Source organism: Streptomyces hypolithicus (genome assembly GCF_052934925.1).
Map to the genome: position 1 here is coordinate 3,312,397 of NZ_CM128811.1, position 24,524 is coordinate 3,336,920.

At 70.1% G+C, this 24,524-nt stretch carries 30 protein-coding genes and 2 pseudogenes; 24 read left to right on the forward strand and 8 right to left on the reverse strand.

Going from position 1 to position 24,524, the window contains the following annotated elements; translation table 11 throughout:
• Positions 1-211 precede the first annotated feature (211 nt).
• From ACU6WZ_RS15685 to ACU6WZ_RS15720, 8 genes are all read left to right on the forward strand, one after another.
• Positions 212-1,066 carry an alpha/beta hydrolase gene (locus ACU6WZ_RS15685; protein ID WP_447028675.1) on the forward strand — a complete coding sequence of 285 codons (855 nt, stop codon included), beginning with the start codon at positions 212-214 and terminating at the stop codon, positions 1,064-1,066.
• An 81-nt stretch (positions 1,067-1,147) separates the two neighbouring features.
• On the forward strand, positions 1,148-1,402 hold the full coding sequence (locus ACU6WZ_RS15690; RefSeq protein WP_447028676.1) for a MoaD/ThiS family protein: 255 nt from the start codon (positions 1,148-1,150) through the stop codon (positions 1,400-1,402).
• A gap of 10 nt (positions 1,403-1,412) precedes the next feature.
• Positions 1,413-2,657: a hypothetical protein gene (locus ACU6WZ_RS15695; protein ID WP_447028677.1), complete on the forward strand. Its 1,245-nt coding sequence runs from the start codon at positions 1,413-1,415 to the stop codon at positions 2,655-2,657.
• 68 nt (positions 2,658-2,725) lie between these two features.
• Positions 2,726-3,427, forward strand: coding sequence for an LmeA family phospholipid-binding protein (locus tag ACU6WZ_RS15700; RefSeq protein ID WP_447028678.1), 702 nt, complete (start codon positions 2,726-2,728; stop codon positions 3,425-3,427).
• A gap of 164 nt (positions 3,428-3,591) precedes the next feature.
• Positions 3,592-3,675, forward strand: a complete 84-nt coding sequence (locus tag ACU6WZ_RS15705; RefSeq protein WP_447034057.1) for a putative leader peptide — start codon at positions 3,592-3,594, stop codon at positions 3,673-3,675.
• A 194-nt stretch (positions 3,676-3,869) separates the two neighbouring features.
• Positions 3,870-4,709 (forward strand): sulfurtransferase, encoded by an 840-nt coding sequence (locus ACU6WZ_RS15710; RefSeq protein ID WP_447028679.1) that lies wholly within the window; start codon positions 3,870-3,872, stop codon positions 4,707-4,709.
• A 55-nt stretch (positions 4,710-4,764) separates the two neighbouring features.
• Entirely contained in the window at positions 4,765-5,052 is a 288-nt protein-coding gene (locus ACU6WZ_RS15715) for a DUF1416 domain-containing protein (RefSeq protein ID WP_447028680.1), read from the forward strand.
• Between the two features lie 282 nt (positions 5,053-5,334).
• Entirely contained in the window at positions 5,335-5,592 is a 258-nt protein-coding gene (locus tag ACU6WZ_RS15720; RefSeq protein WP_447028681.1) for a DUF3099 domain-containing protein, read from the forward strand.
• Here the strand turns inward: ACU6WZ_RS15720 and ACU6WZ_RS15725 are convergent.
• Positions 5,586-5,948 carry a DsrE family protein gene (locus tag ACU6WZ_RS15725; RefSeq protein ID WP_447028682.1) on the reverse strand — a complete coding sequence of 121 codons (363 nt, stop codon included), beginning with the start codon at positions 5,946-5,948 and terminating at the stop codon, positions 5,586-5,588. The two genes, ACU6WZ_RS15720 and ACU6WZ_RS15725, sit on opposite strands and share 7 nt — an antisense overlap.
• A gap of 327 nt (positions 5,949-6,275) precedes the next feature.
• Between ACU6WZ_RS15725 and ACU6WZ_RS15730 the strand changes: the two genes are divergently transcribed.
• From ACU6WZ_RS15730 to ygfZ, 3 genes are read left to right on the forward strand one after another with little or no spacing between them, the layout of a single operon-like run.
• Positions 6,276-6,848: a heme-binding beta-barrel domain-containing protein gene (locus ACU6WZ_RS15730; RefSeq protein ID WP_447028683.1), complete on the forward strand. Its 573-nt coding sequence runs from the start codon at positions 6,276-6,278 to the stop codon at positions 6,846-6,848.
• A 31-nt stretch (positions 6,849-6,879) separates the two neighbouring features.
• A complete protein-coding gene (locus tag ACU6WZ_RS15735) occupies positions 6,880-7,320 on the forward strand; it encodes a Fur family transcriptional regulator (RefSeq protein ID WP_447028684.1) in 441 nt (146 codons plus the stop codon).
• A gap of 21 nt (positions 7,321-7,341) precedes the next feature.
• Positions 7,342-8,322 (forward strand): CAF17-like 4Fe-4S cluster assembly/insertion protein YgfZ, encoded by a 981-nt coding sequence (ygfZ, locus tag ACU6WZ_RS15740; protein WP_447028685.1) that lies wholly within the window; start codon positions 7,342-7,344, stop codon positions 8,320-8,322.
• 111 nt (positions 8,323-8,433) lie between these two features.
• On the opposite strand, the gene dtd is transcribed toward ygfZ, so the two are convergent.
• The gene (dtd, locus tag ACU6WZ_RS15745; protein WP_447028686.1) at positions 8,434-8,871 is read right to left on the reverse strand and encodes a D-aminoacyl-tRNA deacylase; all 438 of its coding nucleotides are present in this window, start codon (positions 8,869-8,871) and stop codon (positions 8,434-8,436) included.
• Between the two features lie 116 nt (positions 8,872-8,987).
• Here dtd and ACU6WZ_RS15750 point away from each other — a divergent pair, with 116 nt between their 5' ends.
• The 3 genes from ACU6WZ_RS15750 to ACU6WZ_RS15760 all read left to right on the forward strand — a co-directional run bounded on the left by ACU6WZ_RS15750 (position 8,988) and on the right by ACU6WZ_RS15760 (position 12,016).
• The gene (locus tag ACU6WZ_RS15750) at positions 8,988-9,596 is read left to right on the forward strand and encodes an RsiG family protein (RefSeq protein ID WP_447028687.1); all 609 of its coding nucleotides are present in this window, start codon (positions 8,988-8,990) and stop codon (positions 9,594-9,596) included.
• A gap of 58 nt (positions 9,597-9,654) precedes the next feature.
• Positions 9,655-10,659: an asparaginase gene (locus tag ACU6WZ_RS15755; protein ID WP_447028688.1), complete on the forward strand. Its 1,005-nt coding sequence runs from the start codon at positions 9,655-9,657 to the stop codon at positions 10,657-10,659.
• 112 nt (positions 10,660-10,771) lie between these two features.
• Positions 10,772-12,016: a GNAT family N-acetyltransferase gene (locus ACU6WZ_RS15760; RefSeq protein ID WP_447028689.1), complete on the forward strand. Its 1,245-nt coding sequence runs from the start codon at positions 10,772-10,774 to the stop codon at positions 12,014-12,016.
• Positions 12,017-12,261: 245 nt separating this feature from the next.
• Here ACU6WZ_RS15760 and ACU6WZ_RS15765 read toward each other — a convergent pair whose 3' ends face one another.
• Positions 12,262-12,621, reverse strand: a complete 360-nt coding sequence (locus ACU6WZ_RS15765; protein WP_447028690.1) for a winged helix-turn-helix transcriptional regulator — start codon at positions 12,619-12,621, stop codon at positions 12,262-12,264.
• Positions 12,622-12,697: 76 nt separating this feature from the next.
• Here ACU6WZ_RS15765 and ACU6WZ_RS15770 point away from each other — a divergent pair, with 76 nt between their 5' ends.
• From ACU6WZ_RS15770 to ACU6WZ_RS15780, 3 genes are all read left to right on the forward strand, one after another.
• Complete coding sequence (locus tag ACU6WZ_RS15770; protein ID WP_447028691.1) at positions 12,698-13,588, forward strand: NAD(P)-dependent oxidoreductase; 891 nt, start codon at positions 12,698-12,700, stop codon at positions 13,586-13,588.
• A gap of 401 nt (positions 13,589-13,989) precedes the next feature.
• Positions 13,990-14,616: a TetR/AcrR family transcriptional regulator gene (locus tag ACU6WZ_RS15775; protein WP_447028692.1), complete on the forward strand. Its 627-nt coding sequence runs from the start codon at positions 13,990-13,992 to the stop codon at positions 14,614-14,616.
• Between the two features lie 42 nt (positions 14,617-14,658).
• Positions 14,659-16,653 carry a HelD family protein gene (locus tag ACU6WZ_RS15780; protein ID WP_447028693.1) on the forward strand — a complete coding sequence of 665 codons (1,995 nt, stop codon included), beginning with the start codon at positions 14,659-14,661 and terminating at the stop codon, positions 16,651-16,653.
• 8 nt (positions 16,654-16,661) lie between these two features.
• Here ACU6WZ_RS15780 and ACU6WZ_RS15785 read toward each other — a convergent pair whose 3' ends face one another.
• Complete coding sequence (locus ACU6WZ_RS15785; protein ID WP_447034058.1) at positions 16,662-17,114, reverse strand: nitroreductase family deazaflavin-dependent oxidoreductase; 453 nt, start codon at positions 17,112-17,114, stop codon at positions 16,662-16,664.
• Between the two features lie 103 nt (positions 17,115-17,217).
• Here ACU6WZ_RS15785 and ACU6WZ_RS15790 point away from each other — a divergent pair.
• Positions 17,218-17,505 (forward strand): annotated as a pseudogene (locus ACU6WZ_RS15790) (mycothiol transferase); the annotation flags it as partial.
• 31 nt (positions 17,506-17,536) lie between these two features.
• Here ACU6WZ_RS15790 and ACU6WZ_RS15795 read toward each other — a convergent pair.
• A complete protein-coding gene (locus tag ACU6WZ_RS15795) occupies positions 17,537-17,887 on the reverse strand; it encodes a GNAT family N-acetyltransferase (protein ID WP_447028694.1) in 351 nt (116 codons plus the stop codon).
• A 219-nt stretch (positions 17,888-18,106) separates the two neighbouring features.
• On the reverse strand, positions 18,107-19,087 hold the full coding sequence (locus ACU6WZ_RS15800; RefSeq protein ID WP_447028695.1) for a zinc-binding dehydrogenase: 981 nt from the start codon (positions 19,085-19,087) through the stop codon (positions 18,107-18,109).
• 245 nt (positions 19,088-19,332) lie between these two features.
• Here ACU6WZ_RS15800 and ACU6WZ_RS15805 point away from each other — a divergent pair, with 245 nt between their 5' ends.
• The gene (locus ACU6WZ_RS15805; RefSeq protein ID WP_447028696.1) at positions 19,333-19,836 is read left to right on the forward strand and encodes a DinB family protein; all 504 of its coding nucleotides are present in this window, start codon (positions 19,333-19,335) and stop codon (positions 19,834-19,836) included.
• Between the two features lie 68 nt (positions 19,837-19,904).
• Here ACU6WZ_RS15805 and ACU6WZ_RS15810 read toward each other — a convergent pair whose 3' ends face one another.
• Positions 19,905-20,792, reverse strand: coding sequence for an NAD(P)-dependent oxidoreductase (locus tag ACU6WZ_RS15810; protein ID WP_447028697.1), 888 nt, complete (start codon positions 20,790-20,792; stop codon positions 19,905-19,907).
• A gap of 76 nt (positions 20,793-20,868) precedes the next feature.
• Here ACU6WZ_RS15810 and ACU6WZ_RS15815 point away from each other — a divergent pair, with 76 nt between their 5' ends.
• Positions 20,869-21,219: a winged helix-turn-helix transcriptional regulator gene (locus tag ACU6WZ_RS15815; protein ID WP_447028698.1), complete on the forward strand. Its 351-nt coding sequence runs from the start codon at positions 20,869-20,871 to the stop codon at positions 21,217-21,219.
• Positions 21,220-21,635: 416 nt separating this feature from the next.
• Here ACU6WZ_RS15815 and ACU6WZ_RS15820 read toward each other — a convergent pair.
• A pseudogene (locus ACU6WZ_RS15820) lies at positions 21,636-22,040 on the reverse strand (PP2C family protein-serine/threonine phosphatase); the annotation flags it as partial.
• A gap of 197 nt (positions 22,041-22,237) precedes the next feature.
• Between ACU6WZ_RS15820 and ACU6WZ_RS15825 the strand changes: the two are divergent.
• From ACU6WZ_RS15825 to ACU6WZ_RS15840, 4 genes are all read left to right on the forward strand, one after another.
• Positions 22,238-22,450: an IS3 family transposase gene (locus ACU6WZ_RS15825; RefSeq protein ID WP_447028699.1), complete on the forward strand. Its 213-nt coding sequence runs from the start codon at positions 22,238-22,240 to the stop codon at positions 22,448-22,450.
• A gap of 164 nt (positions 22,451-22,614) precedes the next feature.
• Positions 22,615-23,007 (forward strand): VOC family protein, encoded by a 393-nt coding sequence (locus ACU6WZ_RS15830; protein ID WP_447028700.1) that lies wholly within the window; start codon positions 22,615-22,617, stop codon positions 23,005-23,007.
• A 350-nt stretch (positions 23,008-23,357) separates the two neighbouring features.
• On the forward strand, positions 23,358-23,783 hold the full coding sequence (locus ACU6WZ_RS15835) for a helix-turn-helix domain-containing protein (RefSeq protein ID WP_447028701.1): 426 nt from the start codon (positions 23,358-23,360) through the stop codon (positions 23,781-23,783).
• Between the two features lie 40 nt (positions 23,784-23,823).
• Complete coding sequence (locus ACU6WZ_RS15840) at positions 23,824-24,420, forward strand: hypothetical protein (protein ID WP_447028702.1); 597 nt, start codon at positions 23,824-23,826, stop codon at positions 24,418-24,420.
• Positions 24,421-24,524: the final 104 nt, after the last annotated feature.

Consider the following 24,524-nt stretch of genomic DNA (forward strand, 5'->3'; position numbering starts at 1 on the left):
TTCGTGCTTCGCGGCCCCGCGCCCCTGGGGCCCGCTGCGTCATCTGTCCGTAACAACGGTCAGAAAGCGCAAAAGGACCCGGGGGCAACTTTGCCCAGGTCCTCTTCCCAGCAGAATAGCTCACATGAGCTCCGAGCCCGAGGGTCGCACCCGCAGATCACCTGTTTCTTTGCTCACGCACGGCCCCGCCGGCTCGCCGCAGCGAACAACTGTGCGGACTTTTCTGTGTGCGGGGGACGGGGTCCGGATCGAGGCGCGGTACGAGCCGGCGCGGGGCGGTGCGGTGGGTGCCGGCGGCGCGGACGCCCTGGCGATCGTCGTGGCGCACGGCTTCACGGGGTCGGTCGACCGCCCGGCGGTGCGGCGAGCGGCAGGGGTGTTTTCGCAGTTCGGGGCCGTGATCACGTTCTCGTTCCGGGGGCACGGCCGCTCCGGGGGCCACTCGACGGTGGGCGACCGGGAGGTGCTGGACCTCGCGGCGGCGGTCGGCTGGGCGCGGTCGCTCGGGCACACCCGGGTGGTGACGGTGGGGTTCTCGATGGGCGGCTCGGTCGCCGTCCGGCACGCGGCGCTGTACGGCGTGAACGGCGCCCCGGGGAGCCGCGGAGGGGGCCGTGGGGCGCGCCGCAGCGCACGGGGGGCGCACAGAAGCTCACACCGACGCGGTCGTGGCGGTGAGCGCCCCGGCGCGTTGGTACTACCGGGGTACGGCGCCCATGCGGCGCTGCACTGGGTGGTGACCCGGCCGGCGGGGCGGCTCGTCGGGCGCTTCGGTTTCCGTACCCGCATCCACCCGCGCGAGTGGGACACGGTGCCGCTGCCGCCCGTCGAGGCGGCCGCCCGGCTCGGCGCCACGCCGCTGCTGGTCGTGCACGGCGACCGCGACGCCTACTTCCCGCTGGACCACCCGCGCATGCTGGCCGACGCGGCCGCCGGGTCGGGGTCGGGGACGGGGACGGGGACGGGGCGCGGCGAGCTGTGGATCGAGCCCGGCATGGGCCACGCCGAGAACACGGCCGGGGAGGCACTCCTGACCCGTATCGGCGTCTGGCTGTCCGAGGCATAGCCCATCGCGACGCCTCCCTGTCCGGAGGCCCGGATTCCCTGCGAAGATCGAGGGATGGAAGCCGACGAAAGGAGCGCCGACATGGCAGCGGGGACCATCCGCTACTGGGCCGCGGCCAAGGCCGCCGCCGGGACCGCCGAGGAGCCGTACGCGGCGGGGACGCTCGCCGAGGCGCTGGACGCGGTGCGCGAGCGGCACCCCGGGGAGCTGACGCGCGTACTCCAGCGGTGTTCGTTTCTCATAGACGGTGCGCCCGTCGGGACCCGTGGTCATGAGACCGTACGGCTTGCCGAGGGCGGCACGGTCGAGGTGCTCCCGCCGTTCGCAGGAGGATGACCTTCACACCATGAGCCACCAGCAGCCGAACCCGTATGACTCGTACGACCCGTCCGACCCGTACGAAGGTCACCAGGAGCAGCAGCCCGCCGAGCCACTGACCCAGACCTGGGAGGGCCAGACCTGGGACACCCAGTACCAGCCGGTGCAGCCGCAGGCGCCGCAGCCGCAGTCCTACGAGCCGCAGCCTTACGAGCCGCAGCAGCCGTACGACCCCCAGCAGCCGGCATACGGCCAGCAGGCCGAGCGGTACCAGTACCAGTACCAGTACGAGCCGCCGCCGCAGCCCTCCGCCGCCGACACCACGTACCTGCCGCCCCAGAACGGCGCCCACCCGCTCCCGCCCGAGACCGCCGGCCACGCCGCCTCCGCCGCCTCCGCCGCCCACGAGCCCGCTCCGGGGCCCGCGGCCGTGCCCGCCCCGGACCCGCCCGTACCGTCTCCCGCACTGCTCGACTCCGAGGCGTACGGCTCCCCCACGACCCTGGGCAACGCACGCGTCACCGACGCGCAGCGCGCTCGCGCCGAGGGCCGGTCGCCGATCATCGCGCCCGGGATGCAGCCCGCCGCCCTGACCGCCCTGCTCGCGCTGCTGCTGGCCGGCGCCGCCGCGGTGGGACCGTACGCCCTCGTCGCGCCGCTCGTGCTGCTCCAGGCCGTCACCGCGGCGGGCTGGTTCCGGCTCAACGGCATGTGGCCGGCCCGCCAGGGCATCGCGTTCGCCTTCCTCGGCGGTGTCACCGCCGACATCGCGCTGCTCGCCGTCGACGCCGCGCACGCACCCGCCGCGATCATCGGGACGCTCGGTGTCTGGGTGGTGCTCGCGCTCGTGCTCCAGCTGCGCAACCGCGCCCCCGCCGACGAGCGGATGTACGGCCTGACGGCCACCATCACCTCCGCCGCCCTCGCCGTCCTCGCGGCCGGCCACCTCGCGGCGGTCTCCGCGGCGGTGACCGTGGGCGCCGCCGCGGTTGCCGTGGCCGTACTGACCCGAGCGCTCCCGCTGCCCGGCGTACCCTCCGTCGTCGTCTCGCTGCTCGCCGCCACCGGGGCCGGCATCGCGGCCGGCGGGCTGACGGACATCGGACCCGAGGGCGCACTGCTGGGACTCGTGGCAGGCGGGTGCGCGCTGATCGGCCTGCGGGTCGCCAGTTACGACTACCCGTCCCGGTTCGTCCACATGACTGCCGGAGTGGCCCTGCCGTTGACGGTCGCCGCGCCCGCCGTCTACCTGATCGGCCGGGTCATCGCCTGATACCGGGCAGTAGGCTCGCGGGTGTCGGGGGCATGGCACGAGTTGGACGAGTGGGGGACCCGAAAGCAATGCGAGCACTGCGAATACTGCTGGTCATGGCCGTGATCCTGGGGGGCATTTTCGTCGCCCTCGACCGCTTCGCGGTCAACTACGCCGAGGCGGAGGTCGCGGAGCGCGTCCAGGCCCGGCAGGGCGCCCAGGCGGGCACGACCGACGTGTCCATCAAGGGCTTCCCGTTCCTGACGCAGGTCGCCGCCAAGCACCTCGACCAGGTCGACATCATCCAGAAGGATCTCGAAGCGAGTGCCGAGGGCCGCACGATCCGCATCCGCGAGATGGCGGCGGAACTGCACGACGTGGAGGTGACCGGCAGCCTCAGCGCCTTCTCCGGGGCCACCGCGGAGCGCGCCACGGGCCGGGCCACCGTCTCGTACGCGGACCTGACCCGGGTGGCCGACGAGGACGTACGCCTCTCCTACGGCGGCAACGGCAAGGTGAAGGTCGACGGCTCCGTGAAGATCCTCGGCCGCACGATCTCGCGCGACGTGCTGGCGACCGTGAGCGTGGCCGACGGCGGCACGATCCGGGTACGGGCCGACGAGATCCCGGGCGAGGGCATCCCCGGCCTTGAGGAACTGGTCCGCCAGAAGACCGACTTCGACCGCAAGATCGGCGGTCTGCCGACCGGGCTGAAGCTCGAAAAGGCCGAGGCGACGAAGAGCGGTCTGGAGATCTCCGTGACGGGCACGGACGTGGCCCTCGCCGGATAGTGAGACACCTGCGTCCGCCCCTCAGATACCGGGCGGACGCAGCCGGTCCCGGCACCGCGCGCGCAGCCCCCGTACGGCACTCGCGTCTCGCGATACGGACGATCGCGTCTCACCATGCGACACGCCGGTGACACGCCGGTCGTGACGTCCCTACGATCGGACCCATGCAGCAGCGACAGGCGGACCTCACGAAGCGGCGGGCAGTAGACCTGTGCCGCGTCGCCGCCATGCTCTGTCGCGCTGCCTGAGCGGGCTCTCCAGACCCGCCTCCCGGCCCTTCGACCGACCGAACCGGCACATTCCGTGCCATCCGGAGTCCCGGCGCATTCGGAGTCAGGGCCACCCCGTGCCGCAGTACGCAGCCCGTGCGCGTACCCGCACGTACCCACACGACCGTCCCCCTCGCGCACCACCCCCGCAGACTGCCCCGGAGGAGAACAGCATGAGCCGCAGCGATGTCCTGGTAGACGCAGACTGGGTCGAGGCCCACATCGAGGACCCGAAGGTCGCCATCGTCGAGGTCGACGAGGACACCTCGGCGTACGAGAAGAACCACATCCGCAACGCGATCCGCATCGACTGGACCAAGGACCTCCAGGACCCGGTCCGCCGTGACTTCATCGACCAGGCCGGCTTCGAGAAGCTCCTGTCGGAGAAGGGCATCGGCAACGACACCACGGTCGTTCTCTACGGCGGTAACAACAACTGGTTCGCCTCGTACGCCTTCTGGTACTTCAAGCTGTACGGCCACAGCGACGTCCGCCTGCTCGACGGCGGCCGCAAGAAGTGGGAGCTCGACTCCCGCGACCTGGTCGCCGAGGTCCCCTCGCGCCCGGCCACCGACTACAACGCCCAGCCGCAGGACTCCTCCATCCGCGCCTTCCGCGACGACGTGGTCACGGCGATCAACAACCAGAACCTGGTCGACGTGCGCTCGCCCGACGAGTTCAGCGGCAAGCTGCTCGCCCCGGCCCACCTCCCGCAGGAGCAGTCGCAGCGCCCGGGCCACGTCCCGTCCGCGCGCAACATCCCGTGGTCGAAGAACGCCAACGACGACGGCACCTTCAAGTCGGACGACGAGCTCAAGGCCCTCTACGAGGCCGAGCAGGTCGACCTGGCCAAGGACACCATCGCGTACTGCCGCATCGGTGAGCGCTCGGCCCTGACCTGGTTCGTCCTGCACGAGCTGCTCGGTGTCGACAACGTCAAGAACTACGACGGTTCCTGGACCGAGTACGGCTCGCTGGTCGGCGTGCCGATCGAGCTCGGCGCCAACAAGTAACCCTCAGAACCCTCGACGACCCGACCCCTCTCGCCCTCTGAAGGACGGATTCAACATGTGTGGAGCAAAGGCCGGCGGCCCCGACGTCTCGACGATCAAGCCAGGTGAGACCACCATCCAGGGCAGCCTGACCCGCGACGGCGAGCCCGTCACCGGTTACGTCCGCCTGCTGGACTCGACCGGCGAGTTCACCGCCGAGGTCCCCACCTCGGCCACGGGCCAGTTCCGCTTCTACGCCGCCGCAGGCACCTGGACGCTGCGAGCGCTGGTGCCGGGCGGCACGGCCGACCGCACGGTCGTCGCCCAGACCGGTGGCCTCGCGGATGTCGCGATCGCCGTCTGATCGCCGGTTCTGATCGCCGGTTCTGATCTCCGGTTCTGATCTCCGGCCGAAAGGGCCGCACCCCAGGGAGTTGGACGCCTAAGACCGACCGGCAATTGGGGGGCGGCGTCGCGGGGCTGGGGTGCGCGCCTCGCGGCGTTGTCGTCAATCCCGATGGCTCCGCCATCGCTCAATACTCCGCCTTGCGATGCACGCACCCCAGCCCCGCTCCTTCTCCCACCCCCCAATTGCCGGTCGGTCTTACCTGCACGGGGTGCGGCCCTTCGGTCGTACCGTGGAGGTATGTACGCGCGGCGCCGACGCGGCTATTTCCTGCTGATGGGCGGGTGCATCTTCCTGTTCGTCTCCGCCTGGTCCGTCGTGCGGCTGTGGTCCGTGCCGGTGGCCGTGGGGATGTGTGTCGTCGCCATGGTGATCCCGCCGGTCGCGGCCGTGGTCGCGAACCGGCGGGGCCCCGATGACCGCTGGTGGGACGATCCGTCGGGAGACCCGAAGTCCGACGACTGGTGGGACGAGCTGGACGGGAAGAAACGTCAGTAGACGAGCGCCTGGACGCCGTCGCCCATGATCTCGCTGACGAAAACCTGCGCGCCCGCGATCCGTACGCCCCCGATGACGTCCTTCTCGGTGATCTCGCGCCGGGCCGCGCACTGCGTGCAGAGCGTGATCTGCCCGGCGGCGGTGATCGACTCGATCAGGTCGGGGAGCGGGGCGGCGTGCGGGAGCTCGAACTCGGCGGCGCGACCCGGCAGGGCGAACCACGAGGACTCACCGGTCAGCCAGAGCGAGACCTCCACCCCGCTGGCCACGGCCACCGCCGCGACCGTGAACGCCTGCGAACACCGCTCCGGGGCGTCGGCCCCGGCTGTCACCTTGATCACGAGCTTCTTCGCCATGCCCGAACTGTAATCCGCCCACGCAGAACCACCCTCCGGACGCAGCTGCCGGGCTGACGCCCCGCTCAGCGCCCCTCGCAGAGAACGCCGGGGTCCCGCCGACTAAGCTGGGGCCCGGCCCCGTACCCGCCCCGCCGTTCATGCAAGGAGCACCCCGTGCTGGAGATCGCCTTCGAAGTTCTGCTGGTTCTGGTCTGCGTCGGCGTTCTCGCCTTCGCCGCTCTGACCGTGAAGAAGCTCTACCAGGGTCAGCGCTGACCTTTCCCTCCGGAACCTCAGCCTCCCCTCCCCCTCCCGCCGTATCCTCACAGATCGTCTGAGCCGCTCATGATCGAGATTCCGTCCGACCTCCACCCGGACCTCGTCCCCCTCGTTTTCCTTCTCGGGAACTGGACAGGCGCCGGCGTCACCGACTTCCCCGGTGAGGAGAAGGCCAACTTCGGCCAGGAAGTCACCTTCAGCCACGACGGCCGCGACTTCCTGGAGTACGTCTCGCACTCCTGGATCCTCGACGCCGAGGGCAACAAGGTGAAGCCGCTGGAGACCGAGTCCGGCTTCTGGCGCATCGGCAAGGACCGCAAGGTCGAGGTCGTCATGGTCCGTGACCAGGGCGTCGTCGAGATCTGGTATGGCGAGCTGGCCAACCAGAAGCCGCAGATCGACCTGGTCACGGACGCCGTGGCGCGTACCGCCGCCTCGGGTCCGTACAGCGGTGGCAAGCGGCTCTACGGGTACGTCAAGAGCGACCTGATGTGGGTCGGCGAGAAGTCCACCCCGGACGTCGAGCTGCGCCCCTACATGTCGGCGCACCTGAAGAAGGTCGTCACGCCGGAGGAGGTCGAGGCGATGGCGAAGGGCCTCGGTGACCTCCCGGACGACGGAATCGCCTTCTTCAAGTAGGGATGGGCGAGCGTCCCCATACACTGGGGGCGTGGTGAGCACCGACTGGAAGAGTGATCTGCGGCAGCGCGGTTACCGGCTGACACCGCAGCGCCAGCTTGTCCTGGAAGCCGTGGACACGCTGGAGCACGCGACGCCCGACGACATCCTCTCCGAGGTGCGCCGAACGGCCTCCGGCGTGAACATCTCCACCGTCTACCGGACCCTGGAGCTCCTGGAGGAGCTGGGTCTGGTCAGTCACGCGCACCTGGGACACGGGGCGCCGACGTACCACCTGGCGGACCGTCATCACCACATCCACCTGGTCTGCCGTGACTGTACGAACGTGATCGAGGCCGACATCAAGATCGCGGCGGAGTTCACGCGCAAGCTGCGCGAGACGTTCGGCTTCGAGACGGACATGAAGCACTTCGCGATCTTCGGGCGCTGCGAGAGCTGCGCCGCCGGGGCTCCGCCCGCCGAGACGCCATAGGCGGAGTCGTAGGCTGGGCGCATGCTGCGACACACACCGACCAGCCCCCTACTGTCCCTGCCCGGCGCCGTTCCGGCCGAGGGATGCGACGAAGGTGTCGCCGCGCACTACGGCGACCTGTTCCGCGAACAGCGCGCACTCGCCGCCGGCACCGGCTTCGTCGACCTCTCCCACCGGGGCGTGGTCACCGTCACCGGCGACGACCGGCTCAGCTGGCTGCACCTGCTCCTCACCCAGCACCTCAGCGACCTGCCGGCGGGGCAGGCCACGGAAGCGCTGATCCTGACCGCGCACGGTCACGTCGAACACGCGATGTACCTCGTCGACGACGGCGAGACGGTGTGGATGCACGTCGAACCGGGTACGCAGGCCGATCTGCTCGCCTACCTGGAGTCGATGAAGTTCTTCTACCGGGTCGAGACCGCCGACCGCAGCGACGACTTCGCCGTCGTCCACCTGCCGGCCGGCTCCATCGCCGGGGTACCCGACGGGACGGCCGTACGGGAGACGCCGCACGGCCGGGACCTCTTCCTGCCGCGGGCCGGCCTGGAGGCGTTCGCCGAGGCGTACGGCCCGGCGGCGGGCATCCTGGCGTACGAGGCGCTGCGCGTCGAGGCGCACCGGCCCCGGCTCGGCTTCGAGACCGACCACCGCACCATCCCGCACGAGCTGGGCTGGATCGGCAGCGCTGTACACCTCCAGAAGGGCTGCTACCGCGGCCAGGAGACCGTCGCCCGCGTCCAGAACCTGGGGAAGCCGCCGCGCCGGCTCGTCTTCCTCCACCTGGACGGCAGCGAGGTGCTGCTGCCCGGGCACGGGACGCCGGTGCGGCTCGCGGCCGACGGCGAGGAGGGGCGCCAGCTGGGCTTCATCACCTCCTCGGCCCGCCACCACGAGCTGGGGCCGATCGCGCTCGCCCTGGTCAAGCGCAATGTGGCGGTGGACGCGGAGCTGCTGGCGGGGAACACGGCGGCGGCGCAGGAAGTCGTGGTCGAGCCGTGAGTGGGATCTGACCGGGACCGCTTCTGGATCAACCATGATCAGCCCGGATCAGCCCTGATCAGCCCTGATGCGGCCTGATCAGCCTGATCCGGTCTGATCCGAACGCCCCTCCTAGACCTCGATCAGGACCGTGAACGGGCCGTCGTTCGTGAGCGTGACGCGCATGTCCGCTCCGAAACGGCCCGTCTCCACCTGCGCGTCCAGCAGCCTGAGCTGCGCCACGACCTCGTCGACCAGCGGCTGCGCCACGTCGCCGGGCGCCGCGGCGTTCCAGGTGGGGCGGCGGCCCTTGCGGGCGTCCCCGTAGAGAGTGAACTGTGAAATGACCAGAAGAGGTGCATTCACATCGGAGCAGGACTTCTCGCCCGCAAGGATCCGAACCGACCACAGCTTCCGGGCGAGCTGTGCGGCCTTGTCCGTTGTGTCCTCATGGGTCACTCCCACCAGCACACACAGGCCTTCGCCGACGATCTCGCCGGCGGTCTCTCCCGCGGGGTCCCCCGCCACGACGACGCTCGCTCCGTCGACCCTCTGCACCACTGCACGCATGCGGACCAATCTATCCGGGGCTGAACGGGCGCAGAGCGCCTGCACAGCCATGGTCAGGAGTGACACGATGCAGTCAGGCGGTGCGCGCAGCACCGGTCGAGGGGACGGAACAATTCATGAGCACACCTGGCGCCGGGCAGTCGCCCGGCCCCGTACACATGCCGATGATGCAGGTCACGTCTTCCGCTTCCGCCGCCGCACGACCACCGGCGCAGCGGGGCGCTCCGGCGGGTGCGCCCGTGGGTGACAAGCCTGACCTGGTGGGGCTGCGGCTGCCGGAGCTGCGCGGCCTGCGCAGGGACTCGCAGCGCGACGAGGCGGACCTCAGTTACGTACGGCGGCTGCTGCACGGGCGCATCGACATCCTGCGGGCCGAGCTGTCCCGGCGTACCGGGCCTCAGTCCCCTGTCGTCGACCGGCTCTCCGAGATCCTCGCGGACGCGCCGTCCCGGCACCGGTCCTCCGCCCGGCACGTCACGCTCTCGACGCCGCACAGCGAGGAGTTCCGGCTGCTGGCCGCGGAGATGCTGGCCGAGGTCGAGCTGTCGGACCTCGACGCCCGAACGGACGAAGAGCTGCACGCGGCGACCGGGCGCCTGGTCCGCTACGAGCAGCAGGTCTCGCGGCGCCGGTACCACCTGCAGCGGACCGCGGACGATTGCAGTGCGGAGATCGCCCGCAGGTACCGTGATGGCGAAGCTCAAGTAGACGACCTGCTGACCTGAGACCGCGATCCGATCCTGGATACGGCCGGGGAGCCGGTCCCGCTCCCGAAGGTCGATGATGTCCTCCTCCAGCAGCAACGCGGGCGCCGGTGACGCCGCAGCCGGTAACGCGGCCGCCTCCGCCATACCTCCGGTCCTCGCCGAAGTCGTTCGTTCCGGTTTCGTCGAAGGCCACCATCGGGGGGCTCTGGTCGTGCTGGCGGCGGACGGGGGCGTGGAGCTGGCGATCGGTGACCCGTTCACGCCCGTGTTCCCGCGCTCCAGCAACAAGCCGATGCAGGCCGCGGCCATCCTGCGGGCCGGGCTCGACCTTTCGGGGGAGCGGCTGGCGCTGGCGGCCGCGAGCCACTCGGGGGAGCGGTTCCATCTGGAGCTCGTACGCAAGATGCTCGCCGAGGCGGGGCTGTCGGAGGCCGATCTCCAGACGCCGCCGGATCTGCCACTGGACCCCGTGGAGGCGGAGGCGTATCTCGCGGGGGGCGGGGTGCGGGAGCGGCTGACCATGAACTGTTCGGGCAAGCACGCGGCGATGCTGGCGGTGTGCGGGTTGAACGGGTGGGACACCCGGTCCTATCTGGATGCCGGACACCCGCTTCAGCGGCTGGTGCTGGATGTGGTCGAGGACGCCAGTGGTGAGCGGGTTTCCGTGGTGGGTACGGACGGCTGCGGGGCGCCGTTGATGGCGGTCAGCCTGGTGGGGTTGGCGCGCGCGTTCCGGTCGTTCGTGCTCGCCGAGCCGGGCACCGCGGAGCGCCGGGTCGCGGATGCGATGCGGGCGCACCCGGAGTACGTGGCCGGAACGCGACGGCCCGACACCTGGCTGATGCGCGAGGTGCCGGGGACGTTGTCGAAGATGGGCGCGGAGGCGGTGCAGGCGGTGGCGCTGGGGGACGGGCGGGCGCTGGCGTTCAAGGTCGACGACGGCGGTACGCGGGCGCTGGGGCCGGTGCTGGCGCGGGCGCTGCGGCTGCTGGGCGTGGACGCGCCGGTGGTCGAGCGGATCGGGCAGGTGGAGCTGATGGGTGGGGCGGCTGTGGTGGGGGAGATTCGGGCGGCGTTCTGACGGGGGTCCTGGCCGGCGCCGCACGGGGTCCTCTGGCTTGCGCCGGTGGGTTCGGGCGGGGGCGGGGATAAAGCGCGCGACACGTGGGGTGGGGGTGTCTAGCGTGGGGCCTATGGCTGTCGAAGTGCGTGCTGTCAGTGAAGCTGAGGTTCCGGGGTGGCTGCGGGCCCACGCCACTGGGTTCTTGCGGGAACCCGTCGTGGCGGAGCAGGAAGCCGCCGAGCGCGCGAAGCATATGGACTTGGCGCGGATGCAGGGGGCGTTCGACGCCGGGCGGTGCGTGGCGACCTTCCGGTCGTACGCGCAGGAACTCACGGTGGTGGGTGGTGCGCAGGTTGCCGCGAGTGCCGTCACCACCGTGAGCGTGTTGCCCACGCACCGGCGGCGTGGGCTGCTCAGCCGCATGATGGACGGTGATCTGGTCGCGGCGAAGGAGCGTGGGGATGTGCTGTCCACGCTGATCGCCGCCGAGTATCCGATCTACGGGCGGTACGGGTTCGGGCCCGCCGCCTCGGCCACCGAGTGGGAGATCGACGTACCCCGGGCGGGGCTCGATCCACGCTGGTCCGGGCCCGACGACGGGCGGGTCGAGCTGGTCGAGGGGGGCGATGTACGTACGTTGGGGCCCGAGTTGCACGAACGGCTCCGGGCCGTGCAGCACGGTGCCATCGACCGGGACGAGCGGTGGTGGGCGCTCAGCACGGGGCTGGATCGGGTGGCGCACCGGGCCTGGAGCGAGCCGTTCTACGCGGTGTACCGGTCCGAGGGTGTGGACGGGCTGCTGTGCTACGAGGCGGACCAGAAGTGGGGCGACGGCAAGCAGCCGCTCAACACCGCGACCGTACGCGACATGATCGCGGTGACGCCGGCGGCCGAGCGCGCGCTGTGGCACTACCTGTGCTCGGTCGACTGGATCACGACGGTACGGTCCGGATACCGGGCCGGCGACGATCTGCTTCCCCTCCTGCTCCCGGACCCCCGGGCCGCCAGGATCGTCACGCAGGCCGACTTCCTGTGGGTGCGGGTTCTGGACGTCGTACGGGCCCTTGAGGCGCGTACGTATGCGGTGCCCGGCTCGCTGGTGCTGGAGGTGCACGACGCCGCGGGGCTGGCCGGCGGGCGGTTCCGGCTGGAGGCCTTGGGGGCCTCGGGGGAGGGAGCTCAGTGCTCTCCTTCACGGGAGGTGGCTGATCTGACCCTGGATGTAAGGGAGTTGGGAGCGCTGTACCTGGGTGAGGAGTCCGCTGTGCGGCTGGTGGCGCTGGGCCGGATCGAGGCGAAGTCGGCGGTCGCCGCCGCCGTCGCCGACACCCTGTTCCGTACGCCGAGGCGCCCGTGGTGCCCGGACGTCTTCTGACGCTACGGATCGGCCCACCGGCCGCGCAGGGTCGCCCCAAGTGCCGGCGCCTGCACGGGCGTCGGAAATGTTCGACCTGCACCACCTACCTCACCCCGTAGCTGACGCCCCACGTGGCGCCATGTCCCGAGATTCCAGACGCGATACCTGGCCCGCGCTGGACGACAGCACGCCGCCTCCGGCGCTGCGCGCCTTGGAGGCCCAGGATGCAATTCCTCGCGTTCCCGCATGCCCGCCTCGGCCACTCAGTGCGAGGAGTCGGGTACTTCGTCGTGTGCGCTCCGCCCACCGAGGAGGTGCTTTCTGCCCCAGGTGCCGAGGGGGCTCAGCGCCTCGTTGAGGGAGACACCCAGCGGGGTGAGAGCGTAAGTGACGCGGCGTACTGCCCCCTCGAAAGCCTCCTCCCGGACGACGATGCCGTCGGACTCCAACTCCCGCAGATGCGAGGCAAGAACCTTCTCGGTGACGCCGGGGATACCGCGCCGTAGCTCGCCGAACCGGCAGGGCCCTGCATTGAGCGCCCACAGGATGAGCACCTTCCACTTGCCGCCGACCAGGTCGATCGCCGCATCAATGCCACACACGTACGTGTCCCGCCTGGTCATGCACTCACTTTAAGGTAACCACCCACAAAAGAGTGCGTACTTGATCGTGGTCTGGGCTCGCACGAGGCTGGTCCGCATGAACACCCACACCACTTCACACGCCCCCGTCACCCTCCTTGGTCTCGGCGCCATGGGCACCGCCCTCGGCCACGCCTGGCTCGCCGCAGGACACCCGCTGACCGTCTGGAACCGCACCCGGGCCAAGGCCGAAGCCCTGACGGGCGAGGGTGCCCGGGTGGCGGCGACCCCGGCCGAGGCGGTGGCCGCGGCCACCGGTCCCATCATCCTGTGCCTCCTGGACGACGACTCCGTGGGCGAGGCGCTGGACGGCATCGACCTGAACGGCAGGGACGTGGTCAACCTGACCACGAGCACCCCCGCCCAGGCCCAGCAGCGCGCCCAGTGGGCAGAGGAGCGCGGGGCGCGTTTCCTGGACGGCGGGATCATGGCCATTCCCCCGATGATCGGCCGGCCCGAGACCGGCGGCTACGTCTTCTACAGCGGGGATCGCGCACTGTTCGAATGCCATCGCGAGGCGCTGGAGGCTCCCGCCGGCGCGAAGTTCGTTGGCGAGGACCCCGGTCATGCGGCGCTGCACGACATCGCCCTGCTCAGCGCGATGACCGGCATGTTCGCCGGCCTCACCCACGCCTTCGCCCTGGTGCGCCCCGAGAAGGACCTCGACCATGCCGGATTCGCCACCCTGCTCGCGGACTGGCTCGGCGCCATGGCCGGTGCCGCCCACGGCATAGCCGCTCAACTGGAGAGCGGCGACTACACCGAGGGCGTCACCTCCAATCTCGCGATGATGGCAGCGGGGAACGCCACGTTCCTGGCCACGGCGGAGGAACAGTCCGTCGACCCCCGGCTTCTCACCCCCTATATGGAGCTGATGCGCCACCGGGTGGCCCAGGGCCACGGCGACGAGGGCCTGGCGGGCACGGTCGACCTGCTCAGAAGCGAGTGATGCTTCACACGGCGTCCGCCGTGTTCTCCTTGGAGGTGTGGCACGGCGATGGGAACGCACGGTGGAACTCTGTGCCGGCCGCCGATGGAACATGGGCACTCGCATCGACGCCTACTCGCTCGCGTCGCTCACTGAAGAGCAGACCGGGCAGGCTCCGGGTGCGGCCTGCCCGCTCATCAGAGCCCAGGTCGTCGCCTGAGACGCAAGACCCGCCGCCCCAGGCGGAGCCGCACGCTCGGGCAGCCGGGCTACTCGCCACTTGGCCGTAGCTATACGAGAACAGGGCCGAATCGCGCGCATGCCGCTCACTTCCCCACTCGATCAGTGTCTGTGCTCGCCGGCCTTGCTCGCCGGCCGGTGACCTCAAGCTCTGTTGAGGTCAGCGCGTACGCTTCGGGGTCATGACCAGTGGTTTGCGCGAGCGCAAGAAGCAGCGGATGTATCGGGTGATCTCCGACGCCGCGATCGGCCTTTTCCTGGAGAAGGGCTTCGACAGCGTCTCGGTCGCGGAGGTGGCGGCAGCCGCGGAGATCTCCAAGCCCACGCTATTCCGCTACTTCCCGGCCAAGGAGGATCTCGCGCTGCACCGCTTCGCCGACCACGAGAACGAGGCGGCTGAGGTGGTGGCAGGGCGTCCCGAGGGGCTCGCGCCACTGGATGCCCTGCACCGGCACTTCCTCGTCGGCCTCGAACGCCGTGACCCGGTGACCGGGCTGAGCGACGAGGTGCAGGTGCTGGCCTTTCATCGGCTGCTGTACGGAACGCCCAGCCTGGTCGCCAGGCTGCATGCGTACGTGAACCGTTCCGAGGAGGCGCTGGCCCGCGCACTCGGTGGTCCGGATGCTCTGGCGTCACGCCTGGCGGCCGGGCAGATCGTCGCCGTCCAGCGCATCCTCGCCGAGGCGAACTGGCGCCGGATCGATGCGGGGGAGAGCGCGGACGATGTCCTGGCGGGGGCGGTGGCGGCGGCCGACCTGGCCTTCGTGCAGCTGAGGACCGGAATTCCGACCTCGCAGTCCTCGCAGTGAGACGAAGTAAACTTTGTTACTGAGTTAAGTTATTGTGGGTGGATGACGTCACCCCACCATGCCCTCAGCCAGGAACGAGCCTTCCACGACGCCTGCCGCGCCGCCCTGACCCGGATGAAGGAAGGCGCCGGTGCACAGGTCGCCACCGGTGAGGACGTCTCCGCCTCCGGTGCCGACGCCGAAGCGCTCGGCTTCCACCTGCGCAGTCGCGAGAATGAGTTGCGGGAGGAGCCCGACGGGCCGCTCTTCTTCGGCCGGATCGACCTGGCGGACGGCCGGAGTCACCACATCGGCCGCCGCCGCATCGCCGAGCACCCCGCGGATCCGCCACTGGTCGTCGACTGGCGCGCCCCCGTTTCCCGCACCTTCTACCAGGCGAGCGCCCGCGACCCCCAAGGGGTGCTGGTCCGTCGACGGTTCGGCTGGGCGCCCTGGAGCAAGGGGGCGTCCGAGGATCTGACGGGACTTGAGGACGAGCGACTGGGGGAGGGAGAGGGGGAGCGCAGCGGCGTACACGGGGGCGGCATCGTGGCCGGCGAGATCGAGCGGCCCCGCGTCGGCCCCATGCGTGACATCGCCGCCACCATCCAGCCCGAGCAGGACGACCTCGTACGCTCCGGCCTCGCCCAGTCCCTCTGCGTGCAGGGGGCTCCGGGCACCGGCAAGACCGCCGTCGGCCTGCACCGCGCCGCGTACCTCCTCTACACGCATCCGCAGCGCCTCACCCGCGGCGGCCTGCTGATCCTCGGGCCGAACCGCGCGTTCCTGTCGTACATCTCCGAGGTGCTGCCCGCTCTGGGAGAGGCAGGCGTCAGACAGTCGACCGTCGACGACGAGATCGCCCGCCACCCCGTCCGAGCCCATGACGAGCCGGCGGCCGCCGCCGTCAAGCACGACGTACGCATGGCGGCCGTGCTCCACAGCGCCCTCCACGGACGGGTTTCGGCGCCTGCCGAGACGCTGGTGGTGCCGGACGGCTCGTACCGCTGGCGTATTCCGCTCGATGAACTGGAGCGCATCGTTGAGGAGGTACGCGCCGAGGCCCCGGCGTACGCGGTGGCCCGTGAACGCGTCCGTACCCGCACGGTCCGGGCGATCCAGCTGCAGGCCGAGCGCAGGGCGGGGCCGCGCGGCCCCGGGTGGCACCGGAGAATGGAACGGTCCGGGGTCGTCGGAGCGTTCGTCGACTCGGTGTGGCCGAAGGTCCGCCCGGAGGAGGTCGTGGCCGCGGTACTCGCCGATCCCAGCAATCCGCTCCTCAACGCCGACGAACAGCGGGCCATCCGGTGGGGGAAGTCTCCCCGGTCCTGGAAGAGCGCCAGGTGGTCCGCTGCGGATCTGGTGCTGATCGACGAGGTGGCGGGGCTCGTCGAACGCCCCGACGGCTACGACCACATCGTCGTCGACGAAGCACAGGACCTGTCCCCGATGCAGTGCCGGGCCATCGCCCGCCGCGTCGGCTTCGGTTCGGTGACGGTGCTGGGCGATCTGGCGCAGGGCACGACGCCTTGGGCAGCCCGCACCTGGCCCGAACTCCTGGCCCACCTCGGCAAGGGCACGGCAGGCGTGGTCTCACTGACCACCGGCTTTCGCGTCCCTGCCGCGATCGTGGAGCTGGCGAACCGGCTGCTCGAAACGCTCGACGTCGACGTACCTCCGGGCCGTTCGCTGCGCACCGACGGAGAGCTGACGGTACGTGAGGTGTCTGATCTCATCGAGGCGACGGTCGACGCGGTACGGGTGGCGCTCGGCAGGGAGGGCTCGGTGGGAGTCGTTGCCGACGCGGCGCGGGTGCCGGAACTCGCGGAGGCGCTGACGGAGCGGCTCGGGGCAGCGGCAACATCCCCCCGGCTGTCGGTGCTGGCCGCCACGCGAGCCAAGGGGCTCGAATACGATCACGTCGTCGCCGTGGAACCCGCGGAGATCGCCGCCGCCGAGGAACGCGGCCTGCACAGGCTGTATGTGGTCCTGACGCGCGCGGTCAGCCGCCTCGACGTGCTCCACCGGCTTCCGCTGCCGGCCGCGATGCTGCCCTGAACGGCCGGTCAGCCGCCAGTGCGTCGGAGCCGCACCACCGGGATGTCGCGGCTGGTCTTCTTCTGGTAGCCGTCGTACGGCGGGAACACCTCCACCAGGTGCGGCCACACCCGGGCCTTCTCCTCGGGGGAGAGCTTCGCGGCGCGCGCCGCGAAGCGTTCCGTCTCGACCCGGATCCGTACATCCGGGTCGGCCTGGAGGTTCAGGAACCACAGCGGGTGCTCGTCCGCGCCGCCCGCGGACGCCACGATCAGGTAGTCGTCGCCGTCGCGGCCGTAGATGAGCACGGTGCGGCGTGCGGTGCCGCTGCGGCGGCCGACGTAGTCGAGCAGCAGGCAGGGGGCGCCCTGCTGGGTGGTGCCCTTGATGCCGCCGGACTGCTCGTACAACTCGGCCTGTCTGGCCACCCAGTCGGTGGGGCTGATCTTCACGCCGAGACCGCCGTCGTCCTCGTCCTTGATGTCCCGAGTCACGCGTGCCACTCCTACTCGTCGTTTCGTGCTTGTCGTGCTTGTCGTAGTGGACATCCTCCCGCCAATTCGCTCGACAGCGGGCACAGATGCGATGAGGATTCACCCCTCGCTCGCGACGTTCCTCGACTGCGTCCGCGACACCGCGCGCGCCAAGTGCGACGACGTGTCGCAGGTCGACGCGCGTAAGGCCCCGCTGGTCGGTTCGCCGCTGATGACCCTGTGCGGGCTCATCAGCCACCTGCAGTGGGTCGAGTACTACTGGTTCCAGGTGGTGTTCCTCGGCGAGGAGGACGCAGGCCCCTGGACCGAGGACGACCCCGACCGCGAGATGCGCATCGCGCTCGACATTCCCCTGACCGACCTGCTACCGGAGTCTGAACCACGGTTTACCGTGGGGGACATAGTGGCAGTCAGCGAGCGGTGGTGAGGTCCACCCAAGCGGTGACCGACCCCCCGTCCCGGACGGGGTGGACGCACAGGCGGGCGAGCATGCGGTGCACAGCGGCGTTGTCCGGCGTGGTGCTCACCAGCAGCGCCTCGAAACCGTGGGTGCGGGCTCGGTCGACGAGGAGCCCGAGCACCGCCCCGCCCACCCCGCTGCCCCGGTGGGAACGTCCAATCCATACGCCGCCCTCGACGGCCCGCTTCGGACCGTCCACGGGACACAGGCGCGCGGCCCCCGCCACCGCGCCGCCCACGACGACGGCGAAGGTGGCCTCGACCGGCACGGCGGCCAGCGATCTCGACCGGTGAAAGCGCACGAAAGCCGCTCGACGCTCCGGGGTCCATCCTTTGGCCCCGCCACCGGGGGCATCACCTCGTCGGGATCGGCGTCCTCCACTGCGGAGCGCAGCAACTCGTCGAGGAGGCCACGGTCGAGACGCTTGAGCATGACGTCGGGGGCCATGGCGGCACCGTGCCATGCGGGCGGGAACGCGCCCCAGCGGATTTCTCGTGTCACGGTCGCGGTAGCGCAGTGATCACTCGGCGGGCGAAGCCAGCAGCAGCGCCTTGCCCGCGACCGTGCGCGCTTCGATCGCCGTGTGCGCGTCCGTCGCCCGCTCCAGAGGGAACGTCGCCGCGATGACCGGCCGCAGCCGGCCCCCCGCCGCCTCTCCCAGCGCCTTCGCCGCGAGCCGGGTGCTGTCCGCCGCCGAGAACTGGAGCTCGGTGATCCCGCGCAGCGTGATCCCACGGCGTTCGGCCTCGTCCGAGTCGATCTCCGCAAAGTCTCCGCTGGACGCACCGTGCGCCGACACCCGGCCGCCGTCGGCCGTCAACGCGAACGCCGCGAGGCCCAGTTCACCGCCCACCCCGTCCAGCAATACGTCCGCGCCCGCGCCCCCGAGCGCCTTCCGGGCTTGCTCGATCCAGCCCGCCTCGGAGTAGTCCACCACCGCGTCCGCGCACAGCTCACGTACGAGATCCAGCTTCCGCTGCCCGCGCGCCGCACCCACCACATGGGCCCCGGCCGCGTGCGCCATCTGCACCAGCAGCGTGCCCATGCCGCCCGACGCCCCCAGGATCAGCACCCGGTCGCCGGACCTCAGACCGACGCCCTCGGCGAGGCCGAAACCCGTCACGCCGTCGTGCGCCAGCGCCGCCGCCTCTCGCAGGCCGACGCCGTCCGGGATCGGAATCACTCGGTCGAGCGGGGTGGCGACCTGCTCGGCGTACGTCCCCTTGGTGCCGGGACCCGCCACCACCCGCCGGCCGACCCACGCCCGGTCCACGCCTTCGCCCACCGATGCCACCGTTCCGGCGGCCGCGCCCCCCGGCACGTACGGCGGCTCGATGCCGAACTGGGCGCCCCAGCCGCCACGGATCTGCGTCTCGACATAGATCGTGTCGGTCGCCGACACCTGCACGACGACCTCACCAGGCCCCGCCACCGGGTCCGGCAGCTCGGTCGCCACCAGCACCTCGGGCCCGCCGAACTCCGTCACCTGAATCGCGCGCATGCCGCTCACTCCCCACTCGGTCGGTGTCTGTGCCAACAGTCTTCGACCTCAAGCTCTGTTGAGGTCAAGCGCGCCGACTGTGTCGAACCGATGGGCGGTCCGCGCGGGCGCCACTTGGCACGGTGCTGGGCGGGGCGCCCCCGCCGCTGGGTCGTCCGACGTAGTCGAGGAGCAGGCAGGGGGCGCCCCGCATGGTGGCCCAATTGACTCGACAACCGGCCCATGAGCAAAGACGATTCACCCTGATGACTCGAACCGACATGTCTCCGGCGCCCGACGAGCGCGCCTCGCTCGCGACGTTCCTCGACTACGTCCGCGACACCGCGCGCGCCAAGTGCGAGGACGTGTCGCAGGACGACGTGCGTAAGGCGCCGCTGGTCGGGTCGCCGCTGATGACCCTGGGCGGGCTCATCAGCCACCTGCACTGGGTCGAGTACTACTGGTTCCAGGTCGTGTTCCTCGGCGAGGAGGACGCCGGCCCCTGGACCGAGGACGACCCCGACCGCGAGATGCGCATCGCGCTCGACATTCCCTTGGCCGAGCTGCTTTCGGGGTACGACGCCCAGTGCGCCCGCTATCGGCAGCTCGTCGCCGCACACGACCTGGACTCCGTGGCGAAGCGCGCCAACGGCAGCGGGGGCCGGGTCAATCTGCGCTGGATCCTGCTGCACCTGATCGAGGAGACCGCCCGTCACAACGGCCACCTCGACGTGCTGCGTGAACTGGCGGACGGCCGTACCGGAGTCTGAAGTCAGTGGGGGATGCCGAGGTCGACCCACGCCGTGGCTGAATCATCGTCCTGCACATCGGGCGTCTCTCAGCGGCGGCCCAGGACCTCGGCGACCCGGATGAATCCGTCCGCTCCGTGTCCCAGTCCGATCGCGCGGCGGGCCATTCCCTCGGCCGCGCGCATCACGCCCGCGTCGATGCCGTGCGCCTCGGACGTATCGACGACGTGGGCCATGGTCGACACCGCCGATGTCATGGGGTTCCCCTCGCCGGAGAAGCTGCCCCTGTCCATTTCCGCCGCGCTCTCCTCGAAGATCGACGGCAGGATCTCCCCGATTCCCTTGGCGAACGGGGCCAGTTCACGCGCGGTGATGCCCTCCGCACGCGCCACGGCCAGTGCGTGGCTGAAGCCGGCCATCGCGGTCCAGAAGATGTCGAGCAGCACGATGTCGTACGCCGCCGCCCGGCCGATCTCCTCGCCGAGGTGGGTGTGTGAGCCGCCCAGCGCATCCAGCACCGGCCGGTGCTCCCGGTACAGCTCCTCCGGGCCGCTGTGGATGAAGACCGAAGCCGGTGTTCCGATGGTCGTGGTCGGCGTCATGATCGCGCCTTCCAGGTACCGGATGCCGTGCCCGGCCGCCCACGCCGCGGTGTCGCGGGCCCTGTTCGGGGTGTCGGCGGTCAGGTTCACCAGGGTGTGACCCCTGAGCGCGTCAGTGACCGTCCCGCGCCGCACGATGGCGTCCACCGCTTCGTAGTTCACGACGCAGACCACGGTCAGTGGGCTGGCGGCGACCGCTTCCTCTGCCGACCGGGCGCCGACGGCACCCCGCTCGATGAGTTCCCGGTCTTTGCCCGGCGTCCGGTTCCAGACCGTGGTCCGTACGCCGGCAGCCAGAAAGGCGCCGGCCAGGCAGCGGCCCATCGGCCCCAGACCGAGCACCGTGACGGCAGACTGTTCGGTGTGTGACGACATTGTTCACTCCTATGGAAATGTGCCAAATGTTGCAAACATGGAAAACATGCCAACCGGACGAGGGGGCAGGAAGACGATGACGCGCAGTCGCGCCCAGGATCCGAACGTCTGCGGAGTGGCTGCCGCGATTGCTGTGATCGACGGCAAGTGGAAGACGGCTCTTCTGTGGCTCATGGAGTCCAGTCCGCAACGCCCCGGCGAGCTGCGGCGGAGGCTGCCGGGCCTCAGCGAGAAGGTGCTCACTCAGGCGCTCCGCGAGATGGAGACCGACGGGCTGGTGCACCGGGACGTGCACGATGTCCTGCCGCTGAAGACGGTGTACTCGCTGACCGCGTTCGGCCGTGAACTGTCCGAGCTGCTGGCTCCCCTTTCCGACTGGGGCCACCGCCGCTTGGAGAAGCTTGCCGAGTCCCAGCCGGTCTCGTGATACGCCACCCCGCATCTCTTCGTCCGGATCCGGCGGCCGTTGGACCACCCGTGAACAGATTCGCTCAGCCGGGTGGCCGCCGCCAAGTACCCACAAAAAGGTGGCTACCGCATCCTGAGGCGCTACATGACCTGTCCCAGATAACTGTGGGCAGGGCGGGGCTCTGACCTGCGGTGCCTACGGTTGAGTGGGACAGGTTTGGCGGTCGGTGTCCCAATCAACCGCAGGCAGCCTGATCATTCACCCGCGGAGCCACGCCAGCAGGCGCCGTAGAGTCGGCCGCGAGGTGCTGGCTGCCATGGCTCGGGGAGCCGACTTGGCTCCCTTGGCTTGTTGGGCAAGGCGGTATGCGTCGGCTTCAAGGATGAGTTCCTGAGAGCGGATCTGGTGCAACTCGAAATGCATGCCGCTCGCTCCTACTGCTGGAGCTCCGTAACGTCGGCGATCACGCAGCTGACGTTGTCGGGACCGCCGGTGCCATTGGCGAGGGCGATGAGATCGCGAACCGCCTGCTCGGGCTCCCTGATCTCGGAGAGCCCCCGGCGGATCTCTTCGGTCGGCACGACGGTCGACAGACCGTCGGAGCAGAGCAGATACCGGTCTCCCTGCTGCGCGTCGTACAGGCGCATGTCAGGGGTGCCATCGGCTCCTTGGCCCAGGGCTCGTATCAACAGAGACCGCTGGGGGTGAGATACGGCTTCTTCCGGGCTGATGCGCCCTTCGTCGACCATCGACTGCACCACGGTGTGATCGTGAGTGATCTGGAACAGCTCTCTGTCGCGCAGGAGGTAGACGCGGGAGTCGCCGATGTGAACGAGGGACGCCCTCTCGAACGTCCCGATGGTCAGCGACCCCATGCTCGCTCTCCTCCTCATGCCGAGCACGTCGCCCGGCCCCACCGATGCTGGGCCCTCCCCCAAGGTGAAGGTCAACCAACTTCCGTCTCGCCACCCACCTGGCCGCCGAACAGATCGCCGCGTCAATCGGCACCGTCGGGGGAGCCCTCGACAACGCCCTGATGGAACCGACCATCGGGCTCTACGAGACCGAACTCATCAAGCCCCCGCGGCCCTGGAAAGCTCTCAGCGACGTCGAGTTGGCCACCGCCGAGTACATCGACTGGTACAACCACCGTCGGCTCCAAGGTGAGATCGGACATGTCCCACCCGCCGAATACGAAGCCACCCACTACCAGAACACACAAAAACCGCAGGTCACAGCCACAATCTAGAGTCTCTACCGAACCCGGAGCGGTTCACGTAGCCCATGCACGCCACTGTGCAGATCCACAGGGACTGATCAGACCGAACGGGACCCAAACCCCTCGTTCGAGCGATTGCGCGAAGAGACCCGAACTAGAGACTGCTGTCGGTGCCCGGCGCTAGCCTCGGGCCCATGGGACTCGAATGGGAACAGCTCGTCATCGACGCCGCCGACCCGGTCGCCCTGGGCCGCTGGTGGCGCGAGGCGCTCGGCTGGACCGTGGTGAACGACTCGCCTGAGGAGTACGAGATCAGGCCGGAGCCCGACCGGCTGCCCGGCCTGCTCTTCGGGCCCGCACCGGAGGGAAAGACCGTCAAGAACCGCCTCCACCTGGACTTCCGCCCCGACGACCGGGACGCGGAGGTCGAGCGCTTCCTGGCACTCGGCGCTCGCCACGCGGACGTCGGGCAGCGGGGGGACGAGCCGTGGGTGGTGCTTGCGGACCCGGAGGGGAATGAGTTCTGCGTGCTGGGGGAGCGGTCCGGGGGCTACAGCACCGTTAACCAGACACAGAATCAGGCATAGCAGCAGATCGCGCCCGGGTTCGAAGCTATCGCCCAGGCGGTCATGGGCGTCTCTGAGGAAGATATCGAGGATGCGGCCGCAGCCGGGGAAGAGGTTCGGAATGAGGTCATCCAGGCGGAGCCGGATCGTGGAAGGATCCGCCGCGCGGTAGCGGCTCTCAAGGGATACCTCGCCCCTATCGCCACCGGTGCGCTAACCGCTGGCGCCGCAGCGGGCTCTGAAGAGACGACCCGGGCTGCCATCCAACGCCTCAGCGCCGTTCTCTGATGACGGCGCGTGTGGCGTGGGGGGGGAACACTTTTGCAAGCGGGTGCTTGCAAAAGTTAGCGATGATGCCGCACTATCGGGACATGGCATCACTCAACGTCGGCAATCTCGGCGAGTATCTGCGCGAGCAGCGGCGCACGGCGCAGCTGTCGTTGCGGCAGCTTGCCGATGCCGCCGGGGTGTCCAATCCGTACCTGAGCCAGATCGAGCGCGGCCTGCGCAAGCCGAGCGCGGACATCCTGCAGCAGCTTGCCAAGGCGCTGCGGATCTCCGCCGAGACGCTGTACGTGCAGGCCGGGATCCTCGACGAGCGGGAGCGCGACGAGCTGGAGACGCGCGCCGTCATACTCGCCGACCCGTCGATCAACGAGCGGCAGAAGCAGGTGCTGCTGCAGATCTACGAGTCGTTCCGGAAAGAGAACGGTACGGACGCGGCGGACGCCGTCACGGATGTCCCCGCCGGCGGCCCTCGCACGGCCGACGGCAGTGGTGCAGACGCATCATCTTGATCACCCACACAGGAAACTGAGCTCCGGGAGGACCACAGTCATGGCCATCACCGATGACCTGCGTAAGACCCTCACCGACCCCACTCCCCTCTACTTCGCGGCGGGCACCGCGGACCTCGCCGTGCAGCAGGCGCGGAAGGTGCCGGCGCTGATCGAGCAGCTGCGCGCCGAGGCGCCGGCGCGGATCGAGGCCGTGCGCAACACCGACCCGAAGAGTGTGCAGGACAAGGTGACCAGTGGGGCCAGGGAGGCCCAGGCCACCGTGCAGGCGAGGGTCACCGAGGTGCTCGGGTCGCTCGACACCGACCTGAAGAAGCTGACCGAGCAGGCCCAGGACCTGGCGCTGCGGAGCGTGGGCGTGGCCGCGGAGTACGCGGTCAAGGCGCGTGAGACGTACGAGAAGGTCGCCGAGCACGGCGAGCAGAGCGTGAAGACCTGGCGGGGCGGGGCGGCCGAGGAGATCAACGAGATCGCCGTCGCCGTCGAGCCCGACCCGGAGCCCCAGAAGAAGTCGGAGGCAGCCGCGACGACCCCGACCACCGCGTCCGCGGCCCCGACCGCCGGCGCTTCGGCGAAGAAGCCCGCCGCCGCCCGCAAGGCGCAGGCCAAGAAGGCCACGCCGTCGGCCGGGAAGTAACGGCGGCCGGGTAAGCACCCGGCGGTACGGGCGAGCACGCGGCGGTACGGGTAACGGGCCGGGCACCTTGTGGGTGTCCGGCCCGTTGTCCGGGTACCTTGGCC